This is a genomic window from Sphingobacterium psychroaquaticum (assembly GCF_004421025.1).
GTDB classification, from domain to species: domain Bacteria; phylum Bacteroidota; class Bacteroidia; order Sphingobacteriales; family Sphingobacteriaceae; genus Sphingobacterium; species Sphingobacterium psychroaquaticum.
On record NZ_CP038029.1, the window covers coordinates 1,168,061 to 1,180,616 of the forward strand.

The following is a 12,556-nucleotide window of genomic DNA, read 5'->3' on the forward strand; positions in this document are numbered from 1 at the left end:
CTAAAAAGCATTAAAATGTTCAACATGTGTGCCATAAAAAGCGATTTTTTCTTGCTCGGCAACGGTGTTAGCTGTTTCGATTAGTTTTCCGGAACGGATAAGCTCCTGTGCCGCCAATAGAATATCTTCCATCGGTTGGTCGGCATGGATATGCGGAATATTCTTTCTTATTTCGGTATGAATAGCTTCCAGAATCGGAGTGGAGCGTAACGGTTTATGGAAGTCAAAAGCCTGTGCAGCACAAATCAATTCAATGCTTAAAATATTATTTACGTTATTTAGCACTTGCAGCAGTTTACGTCCACCAATTGATCCCATACTTACGTGATCCTCCTGTCCCAGAGAAGTAGGAATACTGTCTGCACTCGCCGGGAAGCACAATCCTTTATTTTCACTGGCAAGCGCTGCGGTAGTATACTGAAGGATCATAAAACCAGAGTTAAGGCCCGTTTCTGCTAATAAGAGTTTGGGTACATTTGGGGTGTCGCCTTCCAACGATAAGTAGACCCTTCTGTCAGACACATTCCCAACTTCGGATACCGCTAATGTTGCGTAATCAATCGGGAGAGCAATCGGCTGTCCGTGGAAACTTCCGCCACTAATGGTCAATTCTTCATTGATGATAATCGGGTTGTCCGTTACCGCATTAATTTCAATTTCAATCGTCTCCCTCAGGTGCAGCCAAGCATTGCGCGAGGCACCATGAATTTGAGGGATACACCGTAATGAATACGGATCTTGAACACGCGAACAATTTTTGTGCGATAGCAGAATTTCCGAGCCTTCCAGTAAATTATATATCGTGCTTGCAACAAACTGGTTTCCTTTGTATGGACGTAGGTTATGCAGTTCCGCAAAGAAAGGTTTGATCGACGCATTTAATCCTTCAAGCATCAGTGCCGCTACAAGATCTGCATTGCTCAATAGCTTTTGCATCTCTACGACAGCAGTTACGGCATGTGCTGCCATAAACTGTGTTCCATTGATTAAGGCAAGACCTTCTTTTGCACCCAATGCCACAGGTTGCATGTCAAGTTGCTCAAAAAGTACTTTTGTATGGACAATCTCCCCTTTATACCATACCTTTCCTAAACCAATTAATGGAAGAAAAAGGTGAGATAGGGGAGCCAAATCGCCGGAAGCACCAACGGAACCTTGTTTCGGTACTACGGGGATAATATCTTGTTCGATATGCCATAAAAGGCGTTCCACGGTGGTCAATTGTACACCTGAAAAGCCTTTAGCCAAAGCATGAACCTTTAACACTAACATTAGTTTTGAAAGGGACTGATCAATGGGTTCACCCACGCCAACCGCATGACTCATTAATATATTTTCTTGGAGCTTACGCGTATCTTCGGCACTGATCAACGACGTACATAAAGGACCGAAGCCCGTGTTTATACCGTAAACGATTTTTCCTGATGCTACAATCTGTTGTACATAGGATGCGCTTTTATTAATCGCTGCTTTTGTAGCGTCCGATAATTCAGCATCGCGCTGGCCTTGTACTATTTGGAAAGCGGTCGAACACGTAAGATGGTCGACACCGTATTGAAATGGGTTCATATATTGTTTGATTCTTGTAATTCAAATTTAACACCTATATTTAATAATTATAAATATCATTTTTATCAACTATTGATGCCTATGAGTTATCAATTAGAGTTAAGACACTTTAGCTATTTTCAAGTGTTAGCCGAGGAGTTGCACTTTCGAAGGGCTGCCGAACGGCTGTTTATTTCACAGCCAGGATTAACACGTCAGATTAAACAAATGGAAGAGATCTACGGAGTTTCTCTATTTGAAAGAGGTACACGTTTTGTTCGGTTGACAGCGGCAGGCGTTTATCTTAAAAAAGAGGTAGACACGCTTTTCCATAATTTGGAGCGTGTAGAGCAAGAATTAAAAGCTATAGCAGATCACGATGCTTTATCGTTACGGTTGGGCTTTATCGGTTCTGCAGTACAGTCTATTTTGGCGCAGTTGCTGATTACTTTAAAACACGAACACCCGCGGGTGGAAGTTGATTTGCAGGAGCTGTCCAATGAAGCGCAGGTTACCAAACTATTAAAAGAAGAATTGGATTTTGGTTTTGTTCGAATAGATGCGATTCCAAAAGGATTAACGGGAATCCCGGTTTTAACGGAACATTTTTCGCTGGTCGTTCCTTATGCTTACCCCACACAGCAGGATAATTTTACGACACTTCTAGCGCTTCAAGAAGAGCCTTTTATTCTATTTTCTAAAGATTATAGTCACTCTTACTTTGATCTGGTGATGAGTATTTTTAAAGATGCCGGTTTCCAACCACATGTAGCATTACGTACCGTAAATGCGCTGACTATCTTTAATATGGTGGAACAGGGGCTTGGGGTGGCTATTGTGCCGGCTTCGCTCAAAAAAGGATATACTACACAGGTGAAATTTATAGATTTAGATCAGATTCCGCAACGTACGACATTGTCCTTGCTCTGGAATCCAAAAGTAAAACAACGGGGTATCAATGTATTTTTGGATATTGTACAAAAAGAAATCCATGCATAAGGTCTACAGACCGATATGTACGACCACAATATCCTCATTGTGGTAGGAAGGGTGGTAGCTTGCAATAGCGCCACTCTGTTTGTAATAGGCCAACTCTTCGTAAACTGCTTTTTTTAAGATGCCTTTTCCTTTACCATGAATGAAACGTATCTCTGTGTAATCCCAATAGATCGCTGCATCAAGCGATGCCCGGAGTAGGTCTATGGATTCCGAAAGTAATTCGCGTGCTTCATACACATCCATATCATGGATAAAGTCTTCTGCATGTAAGTCAACCTCTTTCGCCGGTCGGGGTAGTTCTCTTGCCATTTTTCAAAAATAATACTTATGTTTAGCATTGTAAACATATCATCTAAATGAAAACCATTCTTTCCTCCTTCGTTTTCACGGCGCTTATTGGATCAGCAGCTGTCGCTCAGCAAGATACCAGTATGTTAGACCGTATCTATAAAACGTCGTTTTATGACGGACAGGCCTATGACAACTTACGTTATTTAACAAAAGAAATAGGGCATCGGATCGCTGGATCTAAAAGAGCGGAGGAAGCGGTGCTTTGGTCGAAAAAGTTGATGGAGGAAATGGCCTTTAATACGGTATATCTACAAGACGTACAGGTACCATATTGGGATCGCGGGATGAAGGAGGAAGCGTATGTATTACCGCGTAGGGAACCGTTACAAGTTTTGGCACTTGGTGGATCGGTAGGCACGGGTAATTCGGGTCTCTCCGCTGAGGTGTTGGAGGTCGAGCTGTTGAGCGATTTGAAGAAGCATGGTGATGCGGTTCGGGGTAAGATTGTATTTGTAAACAAGCCTTGGGATGAGTCTATCGTAGAAACTGGAGCGGCCTATGGCTTAAATAGTTCACAGCGCAGCCGAGGGCCGGCGGAAGTAGCTAAATTAGGTGGAGTTGCATACCTGTTTCGTTCGTTATCCTCTTCTCGAATCGATGATTATCCGCATACCGGTGGAACGCGTTATGTAGAAGGAATTGATAGTATACCTGCACTAGCGATATCGGCTGTAGGTGCTATACGTTTATCAGAAATTTTAAAAGAGAATCCTAAGTCGAAGGTTTTTATACGCAATACCTCACAATGGAACGGGGTGGCAAATAGCCATAATGTAATTGCTGAATGGCGTGGTACAGAGAAGCCCGACGAGATTATCACGATCGGTGGGCATATCGACTCATGGGATGTCGGTGAGGGAGCACATGATAATGGAACGGGGACGATGGGTACATTGGACGCCATTCGCACGTTGATGAAACTAGGTTATAAACCGAAGCACACCATCCGTCTTGTTTTTTACATGAATGAGGAAAACGGGGTTAATGGTTCGATGAAATACGGAGAGATGGCGAAGGCGAAAAATGAACGTATTGTTGCAGCGATAGAAAGCGATGCGGGTGGTTTTGCACCACGTGGTTTTGATATTAAGGCGTCTGCCGAGCAAGTGCAATGGATTCAGAAAGAATGGAAGCCGTTATTTGAGGAAAAGTTTTGGGTATCGCGCTTTCTGCAGGGAAGTCCGGGTGTTGATTCAGGCGTGTGGGGCCGTCATTTTCCGAATACGATTATGTTTAATTTTAGACCAGATCCACATCGCTACTTTGATTTACACCATACAGCAAAAGATGTTTTTGAGGCGGTGGACAAACGTGAGCTTCAATCCGGTGTCGCAGCTATTGCTTCACTGCTTTATTTGGTTGACCAGCAACTAGATCTATTACAATAGCGGACGGAACGGGGATTGTCGGATATTATCCAGCTTTACCATAAATAGGGTGGCCATCTTACGTCCTCTTGATTTTGCTTCTTCAGCGATAGGGCCAGCAAACAGATTGTCTACGGTGGCATAGAATAGTTCCAACCAGTGATCAAAATGTTCTTGTTGAATGGGGAGCTGTGCATGAGGCGGAAAAGGACGGCCTTGATAGGTGTATTCATCCAGTAGAATCGTCTGCCAAAAGGTATACATTTTGGCGAGATGTTCCGACCATCGATCTTGAATGACGCCATTGAATATAGGCCCCAATAGTTCGTCTTTCTGTATTGTATCGTAAAATGTATCTACCAGAAGTTTAATATCGTCTAATTGTTGAATATCTTTTTTCATGCTATTCGTCCCAAATGTACTTACATTATTTTTGCCTACTTTGGTAAAGTTAAGGATAGTACTGCTGATTTTTGACATATCGAGGTAATAATGGCTGACATGTATCATGTGGTACCTTTTATGAGGTAGTTGAGTTAGCAAAAAGAGATTCTGAAGAGGGCTTTAATAATTGCCGCAGGGCGAACCCTGCGACAACGTATTGAGAAGAGATAATATTTTTATTTAGATTGATTAAAAATAATATTCAAATATAGGATGTTTGTAGGGTTTGTCAATATCAAAATTGGAAAAAGGGTATTCAAAATCGGAAATTTGTGTATTGTGTCAAGCCAACGCCTTGCATTGTCTTCTGTTCGTCTTCGCTGATATAAGCAAATACTTTAGATTGCCCTGCCTTTTTTTCTGCAGCGCTAGGCAGAGGCTCTTTTAGAAAAAACTTTAGTTATTATTCCCAAGCAATTGGTGAAGCTCCTTACCTGGTCTTCTAGGGTATTTTTGCCGTAGGGTGATGGCGCACGGGGAAATTGACCGAGTTGGCGATGAAGCATAGTTCATTCGCTTTTTTATGTAGCTCGTTTGCCTTATCGATCATGTTAGTCTCTTTAACCGTTACAATAGGATTTAAGGTTACTTCTGTGAACTGTCCACCTCCGTTTGCTGTTTCTGCCATTATTCCTGTTGCATTGTCCATATAATCGACGACAATGATACCCGCTTCGGCACAAAGGTGTAGATACCATAGCATATGGCAGGATGATAAGGAGGCAACTAAAAGGTCTTCAGGATTGTACTTGCTTTTGTCCCCTCGAAAAGCAGGGTCGGATGAACCTGAAATAGTAGGCTTGCCATCGACTCGTACTTCGTAGCTTCTTTCGTATTTTCGATAGTCGTCTGTTCCTGTGCCTTTGTTACCCGTCCACTGGATTGTCGCTATATAATTATGTTGCATTTTTGTCTTGTTGATAATCAATATTAAGGATGTAAGGCCTCATTAATCCACTTGCTGAGTGTTTCATTTCCCATGTAAGCTCCCAAGGATTGCTGGGCTAGTTCGCCTTTTTTGTTGAAGATTAAGTAACTAGGAAGGAACTCAATGGCGAATCGTTTATTGATGATTTTACTTTGATTATAATACAAATAATAATGTTCTCCACCTAGGTAATTTATTTGTTTATTCCAGGAACCTTTATCAGAGCTTTCGTTTGTTAAATAGACAAAAACTACATCTTCATTTTCAAATTTTTCTTTTATTTTTTTTATTTCAGAAAATGCGGCTAAACAGGGACCACACCAAGTAGCCCAAAAATCCATTACAATAACCTTTCCTTTGTATTGGTTGATAATGTTATCGAAAACAATATCTTGTTCCTTTTTAAAAGGTAAATAATACTTCGCCGATTTACTTTTATTAGTTGAAATAAGTTCGTTGTAATACAAAATGTAGTTAGAAATATTAGAATTGCTAAAAAAACTAAGAATATCCAATTTTTGCTGTTCAGATAGTGGTACTTCAATATTTATATTATCCATGTAAGCACCTGCTATCATGATTTCATAAAACATGTTCTTTTTGCCCTTCATCTCGAGACCAAATATTTTTTCTAACTGAGCTTTGTATTCTACTGGGGTACTGTTTAAAATATTGGGTAACCTTAATAAGGAATCTTGACGTACGGCTTTTAAGAGGTTAGATTGCGGTGCGATATATTTATCTAAATCTCCATAATTTGTTATATTAATATTCTCGTAAAAAGAAAGGTCTCTTTGAAGAGGGGTTTTAATAGTTAAAGAGTCTTTTTTCTGTTCCTTATAAGCCCTACTATTGTAATCATTGTACAGAAAAAACAATTTACTTACCCCTTCCATCTCATATCTAAAATAATTCTGCATAAACTCAGAATGATTTTTATTGGAGACATTTGATAACATTCGCTCATTTTCTTTCAAAATTGAATCTCTATAATCATTTGCGCTGAGGTAGGTAACTGGTTTTTTCCTGGAAAAATAGTTTCCTGAAAACAACGCCTCTCGAATCATTTCTCCATTTTCTATTGAATGATTAAAGAGGTCTTTAAATGATCCTGTATAGTGCGTGGAATATTCTGACGAATCCACGTAATTAATATTTAATACGTCTAGTTTGTCCGGCAGTAACAAGCCTTTACAATATTGTCTATTATAGAAGAAATAATATAGGGTAGGTCCGTAAGTGTAAAATGATACGAAGAGCGTGGAATCATTGAGGTGATGGAAATCAATTGGTTTTTCTGATACGAAAAAATTTGACAGGTTGATTTGCGTAATGGGCTTCTCTTTTGGGTAGTCTCCTGAGAACTTTATAATCAAGGATGCGTAACCACTTTTATCATAACTGGCTTCTTGCGAATAAGAAGCATTTGATATGAAAGAGATACAAAAGAATGAAACTATTATTCTCCACATATAATATTAGGTTAATTTAGTAGCGTCTGAGGATTTTTTAGTATTTTCTAATGATAACTCAGTTAAGATATTAAATTATATTCACTAAAAGAGTAGTTTAACGTGATAATATGAGTTTTTTCAATTTATCAGTCGGAATTTATGCAAAGATAATAGCGGGTACCATGTGGCAATCAAAATTAATCCATCCATTATTTTGCTGTATCATAACCTCGGAATATACGAAGTGAGTTATCAGAATTTTAGCTCTCTATTCTTCAGACGACCGTATCCTTTAATTTCAATATAATCTTCATAGATATCCATAACACCGAAAGCATTTTCTTTTGTTTCGACCATTCCTTCTAGTGTAATCAGGGGAACACCTTCAAAGACTGCGAAGTTACCTTCATGGTGATGACCCGAAATCACGGCTTTCACATTTGGGTATTGTTGTATGATACTTAGGATTTCTCTGTTGTTTAGTGTCTCCAATCCGTTTTCTGGCAATAGGGGATGGTGTGTAAATATTATTACCTTCTGTCCTGTCTGCTGGGCTTCGTTTAGTTGGTTTTTTAACCATTGTATTTGTACTGCACCAATACCGCCATTCCAAGGCGCTGCATTTTTTCTACCGGCTGATTTAAGACTATCACGTAGGTTTTCCCAAGCTGTAAATTCTGAAGAGCCTTCCTCCGCGGCATAGTTTGACAGCTCATTCGTGTTTAGTAAAATGAATTTCCAATTATTTTTATCCACGGTATAGTAGGGGGCGGGCATATTAAATGCCTGGTATAAATTTCTTTTGTCGGTCACCTCTACAAAGTCGTGATTACCTAATAGGTTATAAGAAGCTGAATCTAGTTTTGCTAAGTTCGTAAGTATAGGCTTGAGGTCTTTTGTTCCTTGGTCAACAAGGTCGCCTACCACCATGGTTAAATTAACATTTTGTTTATTCAGGGTTGCTACTGCTTCATTCGCTTTTTCTAGCGAGTTTCGATACAAACGAAGACCATGATCATCTTTGTTCGCATACTGCGGATCGGCAATCAATCCAACACGCAAGCATAATTTACTGTTTGGTTGCGCTGATGCGGTTATACAACCCAGCGTCAGTAAGAGTCCACAGATAACTTGCTTGATACGATTGTTGTTTATCATCCTTGATTTAGGGTTAAATGGTTTGAAATTGTCACAATGAATAAAAATACATAATTGACTGGAAATTATCGATTTGTTTAACGCTAGTCTTTTACCTATTTTGCATTAGGGCGGTTTATTTTCCTTAGGCATAGTAAGGTATTACTTGTTTAACGAGTTATTTATTACTGATTTCAGACCGATTTCATAGGTGTTGTGTATTCCTATGCCCTAATTCTAAAATAGATTTCGCTTATCTTGCACCATCCTCTTCGCCGCTTCGGAGGCAATGATGAGCCCTCCGGCCAACATAATAATATCTTTCAGCACTAATCTTCCCGCTCCCGACAAATAAGGGAAACCATAGGTTGGTGTTGGGAAATCTCCACCTAAATTAGGGACATAAACTTCGGGAGTTGTGAGTAGAAAGGAGAGTGTAATCAAGGACATTCCTGTCGTTAAAAGACCGCCCCAGAAACCGATTTTTGGAAACCAAATGCCTAAGAGAACGAGGATTCCAATCGTTATGATAACGAGGCCTAAGGCGTAGGAGAAAACATATGTATTGTTTTGTGTGTGCCACTCTATATTTTTTTGAACGGTCTTCCCCTCTGGATTTTTGTAGAGGGTGTATTCCGCGACTTCCTTTCCTTGTTCATTTATCACCGTGTTCCCCGTATTCTGATAGAAGAAACTCATAAATGGACTATTAATAACAAAGGGAACAATTCCGTCTGCTTCGTAGGTGAAAGCCTTTAATCCGCCGATCCATGCCATAACTACGAATATAGCAATGCGCATGATGTTGATGTAGCTATTCTGAAATGTAATGAACAATGTAAGAAATTTTTCCATTTTTAACGTCCTTTTAAGTTATTCAAAAGTACGATCATAGCACTACTGTAAACATGGATAAATGTGGATATTACATAGACTTATTAGCGACGATGGATATACCGACTTTGTCACGAAATGTTTTAGGAGAAACGCCAACTTCTTTTTTAAAGAAACGACTGAAATAGAACTCATCCTCAAAACCAAGTGTGACGGAAACCTCTTTTACGCTTTTATACGTTAAATGTAGCAGCTTTTTTGCCTCAAGTATTAACCGCTCCTGAATAAGTTTGGAAGGTGTTTTTCCGTATTGTTTTTTTACCTTTTTACTAAAGGCATTTACGGATAAACCATATTGATCAGCGTAATGGGATACGGATTTTGACGCGGAGTAATCCGTGTCTAACAGAGTTTTGAAATTTAAGCCATTGGACTTGGGACCAGGTGTTTCAAGGTGTTTGTTTTCAATCTGTTTTTCTTTGCTACACAAGGCTAGTATGAGCTGAAGGTATGACCGTAGGATAGACTGGTCATAGTTGGTCACTGTGTTTTCTATCTCTCTTATCTTATTGAAAAGTGTGGAAATCTCCGTATGAAAAATAGCATCTATAGTGATGTATGGTTTTTCGTATATATTGTTAAATAATATACCGTTGCAGGCGACTTCGGCTTTATGATACTCAATGCAATAAAAATCTCCATGGAATTGCAGAAAGTTCATTTTTTTTATGTTGGTAGATTCCCAGTTTAAGAGCTGGTAAGGGGAAAGGAAGAGTATGTTTTTTCCTTGAATTGTATAGGTGTTGAAGTCTAATGAGAAAGTAGCGTTTCCATCGATAAGGACAATAAAATAATAGGGCTCATGGAGTCTTGGAAGAATCGCTGTGTTCTTGAAATCTGATATTTTGATGATCGTGTCCAAAGGATTTTTTGGCTTATTTTATAGTACCAAATTTAGTGATTAGATAGTTCTTTGATTTTTTCATTCAAATTTGCTATCTGCTCTTTAAAAAGACTTCTGTTCATTATGTTCCCCAAAACAATTATGAAAATACCTAATGGAATTAAAAGTGCCAGATGTAAATAGATATTCGGAAGTGCAAACACCGTTTCAAAACTTTTATGTACATATAGTTTGTAGCACAGAAAACCAATTGGTCCTGCTAAAGGAGCAATTAAATAGCCCCATATCTTCTCTAAATAAAGGATTTTAGAAATTGCACACAAGTTATTTTCTAATACGTTTTTTGTATCGGAAGTGTAATCAACGGTAGTTTTTATTTTATTAAATTCTTTTTTGCCCATCCAATAGGATAATTCATAGAGTACAAACACCGCAAGAAGTAGTATTTTCAAATCTGTTTCAGAAAATAAGGCAACAGCGAGAAGAGGAAGATCAATAATCCTTATCCATCTTAATTTCCATTTCAATTTGTAGAGTAAATCTTGTAAAATATCTTTCGAACGGACATCAAGCGTAAATACTGATACTTCTTCGCTTTGTTTTGTCGTCTGCATTTCTGCAGACAAATTTTGCCATTCTTTTAGTATGTCCATTTTATTTTTGATTTAGAATAGTTGCTAATTGTTGCTTAATACGATGCAGTTTTACATTGGTATTTCCTTTAGAAATACCAATTATCTCACTAATCTCTGTGTTGTTAAAACCGTCGAGATGAAGCATGATTATACTCCGATCAATTTCTGCTAGCTGCTTAATCGCCCGATACAGGAAATCAGCTCTTTCTGATAATTCATGAGGTTCAACAAAAATGTCCGTAGTAGAGCCTTCTTTTATTTTTTCAACTTTCTTCCGTTTGTTCAAGAAAGTAAGAGCGACATTTAAACTTATCCTGTATAGCCAGGTAGAAAATTTGGAACTTCCTTCAAATCGCGGATAGGCATGCCAGCTTTGCAGGATAATTTCTTGATATAAATCTTTTCTGTCTTCCAAATCATCAGCATAAAGGTTTACCACTTTTAGGATAATACCTTTATGCTCTTCAATTTTTTGGAGATAAGATTTTTCTGTCATTACTTAGTTGATATTTTTCCTTTAACTGCCGTAATCTGATCTTTTGCATCTTTAATAAAACAAAAAATTAAGTAAAGAAATGATGTCAGTGATAAAACTAATGCCGAATACTTAAGAAGATTAGGTACGTTATTTAGACCAATTAATAGACAAAGCATTCCTACGACCATCAAGATACTGCTTTTGATTTGTTTTTTTTCTGTCTTGCTCATGTTGAATATGTTAATTTATACAGTTAGTAAGCAAAGAGTGCAGAAAATTACAGCAGTAGAAAAAAAAGTTGTTAAGATCTAAGGTTTTTATGAGTGAGTGAAAAATTTCCCTGAGAGAGAACATGATAAGAATAGTTATAAACCTGTTTAATGGTTGTGGTGATATTCTCCATGTTTAGGTATGATGTTTTAAGGATGATTGTTTGGAGCAGACATTCTCTCGGGTAAACATCCTATGGCAGGATTGGCTCAGCCGCCCATGCCCCGCGCTAGGACCTGAGCCTCCTTTGGATCGAACCTCGGTTCTCATCGACTGCCAAACCCCGTAAACGAAAAAAGCCCTAACTTTCGTTAGAGCTTTTTTGTCGGGGTGGCAGGATTCGAACCTACGACCTCCACATCCCAAATGTGGCGCGATACCGGGCTACGCTACACCCCGAAAAGGTATCACCTTTGTTTTTGTGTGGTGCAAATATAAGTGCATTAATTCGACTTTGCAAGAGTAGTAAATAAATAAAATAGTAAATCCCTGATAATGTTGTTGATATTTTATTTATTTAGATTCTTTAGACCTTCGAAAGGAGCAATTTTACAAAATAATTCCCGTTTAGGTTTCAGTTGTCGGAGAGCTCCGGTTAGGAATGATACGTTATAGTCTTCTGTCAGAATGAAAAGGTTAAACCCAACCATTTGCATATAAAGTCAAAGAACTACACGAGAATAATTCCCTTTTTACTACCAAAACCACATCGTAAAACACAAAAGTGACTTTGAAATATGCATCGTAATTCCTTTATTTGTGCGCTATAAAAATACCTGAAATGAAATTTAAATCCCTGTCGGAAACGAAGTACACCTGGATGATGATGATTATACTTTCCATCATTGCGATACTATTTAAATCCTTTTACAGAACGTATATCTATGCAAACCACATCAATGATTTTGGTATAGCAGATTCTTCTCCGAACTTCTTTGCAGGACTCATTATCGTATTCTTCTACTTTACGCAATATCAAAATATGTCGCTCAGGAAGTATGCGATCTATTCTGCAATTGGTCTTGTCGGCTACGAACTTATTCAAGGTACCGTCTTTAAGCACAACTACTTTGATTATAAAGATATTATTGCGTCGATTTTAGGAACCTATGTGGGGTATCTGATCGGGGCAAAATTGAAAAGAGAACCGATCCTGGATGGTCAAAAGTAAATTTTGCGATCGGGCTTCAATCAGAAGCGTTTTAAA

At 38.5% G+C, this 12,556-nt stretch carries 14 protein-coding genes and 1 tRNA gene; 3 read left to right on the forward strand and 12 right to left on the reverse strand.

What is annotated here, in order from left to right; translation table 11 throughout:
* Positions 1–1,569 carry a histidine ammonia-lyase gene (gene hutH, locus E2P86_RS04885; protein WP_134431211.1) on the reverse strand — a complete coding sequence of 523 codons (1,569 nt, stop codon included), beginning with the start codon at positions 1,567–1,569 and terminating at the stop codon, positions 1–3.
* A gap of 81 nt (positions 1,570–1,650) precedes the next feature.
* On the opposite strand from hutH, the gene E2P86_RS04890 reads away from it, so the two are divergent.
* Complete coding sequence (locus E2P86_RS04890) at positions 1,651–2,547, forward strand: LysR family transcriptional regulator (RefSeq protein WP_134431214.1); 897 nt, start codon at positions 1,651–1,653, stop codon at positions 2,545–2,547.
* 3 nt (positions 2,548–2,550) lie between these two features.
* On the opposite strand, the gene E2P86_RS04895 is transcribed toward E2P86_RS04890, so the two are convergent.
* The gene (locus E2P86_RS04895) at positions 2,551–2,856 is read right to left on the reverse strand and encodes a Smr/MutS family protein (RefSeq protein WP_134431217.1); all 306 of its coding nucleotides are present in this window, start codon (positions 2,854–2,856) and stop codon (positions 2,551–2,553) included.
* Positions 2,857–2,903: 47 nt separating this feature from the next.
* Here E2P86_RS04895 and E2P86_RS04900 point away from each other — a divergent pair, with 47 nt between their 5' ends.
* Complete coding sequence (locus E2P86_RS04900) at positions 2,904–4,286, forward strand: M20/M25/M40 family metallo-hydrolase (RefSeq protein ID WP_134431219.1); 1,383 nt, start codon at positions 2,904–2,906, stop codon at positions 4,284–4,286.
* Here the strand turns inward: E2P86_RS04900 and E2P86_RS04905 are convergent.
* From E2P86_RS04905 to E2P86_RS04950, 10 genes are all read right to left on the reverse strand, one after another.
* A complete protein-coding gene (locus E2P86_RS04905; protein WP_234991263.1) occupies positions 4,278–4,775 on the reverse strand; it encodes a group III truncated hemoglobin in 498 nt (165 codons plus the stop codon). The two genes, E2P86_RS04900 and E2P86_RS04905, sit on opposite strands and share 9 nt — an antisense overlap.
* Before the next feature lie 376 nt (positions 4,776–5,151).
* Positions 5,152–5,616, reverse strand: coding sequence for an OsmC family protein (locus E2P86_RS04910; protein WP_085473782.1), 465 nt, complete (start codon positions 5,614–5,616; stop codon positions 5,152–5,154).
* 23 nt (positions 5,617–5,639) lie between these two features.
* On the reverse strand, positions 5,640–7,109 hold the full coding sequence (locus E2P86_RS04915; RefSeq protein WP_085473783.1) for a TlpA family protein disulfide reductase: 1,470 nt from the start codon (positions 7,107–7,109) through the stop codon (positions 5,640–5,642).
* Positions 7,110–7,343: 234 nt separating this feature from the next.
* Positions 7,344–8,249, reverse strand: coding sequence for a metallophosphoesterase (locus E2P86_RS04920; RefSeq protein WP_085473784.1), 906 nt, complete (start codon positions 8,247–8,249; stop codon positions 7,344–7,346).
* Between the two features lie 216 nt (positions 8,250–8,465).
* The gene (locus E2P86_RS04925; RefSeq protein ID WP_085473785.1) at positions 8,466–9,083 is read right to left on the reverse strand and encodes a DUF417 family protein; all 618 of its coding nucleotides are present in this window, start codon (positions 9,081–9,083) and stop codon (positions 8,466–8,468) included.
* A gap of 70 nt (positions 9,084–9,153) precedes the next feature.
* Positions 9,154–9,984, reverse strand: coding sequence for a helix-turn-helix domain-containing protein (locus E2P86_RS04930; protein ID WP_085473786.1), 831 nt, complete (start codon positions 9,982–9,984; stop codon positions 9,154–9,156).
* 32 nt (positions 9,985–10,016) lie between these two features.
* Complete coding sequence (locus E2P86_RS04935; RefSeq protein WP_085473787.1) at positions 10,017–10,619, reverse strand: hypothetical protein; 603 nt, start codon at positions 10,617–10,619, stop codon at positions 10,017–10,019.
* A 1-nt stretch (position 10,620) separates the two neighbouring features.
* Positions 10,621–11,097, reverse strand: a complete 477-nt coding sequence (locus E2P86_RS04940) for an RNA polymerase sigma factor (protein WP_085473788.1) — start codon at positions 11,095–11,097, stop codon at positions 10,621–10,623.
* Positions 11,097–11,309, reverse strand: coding sequence for a hypothetical protein (locus E2P86_RS04945; RefSeq protein WP_085473789.1), 213 nt, complete (start codon positions 11,307–11,309; stop codon positions 11,097–11,099). The genes E2P86_RS04940 and E2P86_RS04945 overlap by 1 nt, the downstream gene beginning before the upstream one ends.
* A gap of 365 nt (positions 11,310–11,674) precedes the next feature.
* Positions 11,675–11,748 (reverse strand) — tRNA-Pro (locus E2P86_RS04950).
* 382 nt (positions 11,749–12,130) lie between these two features.
* Here E2P86_RS04950 and E2P86_RS04955 point away from each other — a divergent pair.
* The gene (locus E2P86_RS04955; RefSeq protein ID WP_085473790.1) at positions 12,131–12,520 is read left to right on the forward strand and encodes a hypothetical protein; all 390 of its coding nucleotides are present in this window, start codon (positions 12,131–12,133) and stop codon (positions 12,518–12,520) included.
* Positions 12,521–12,556 lie beyond the last annotated feature (36 nt).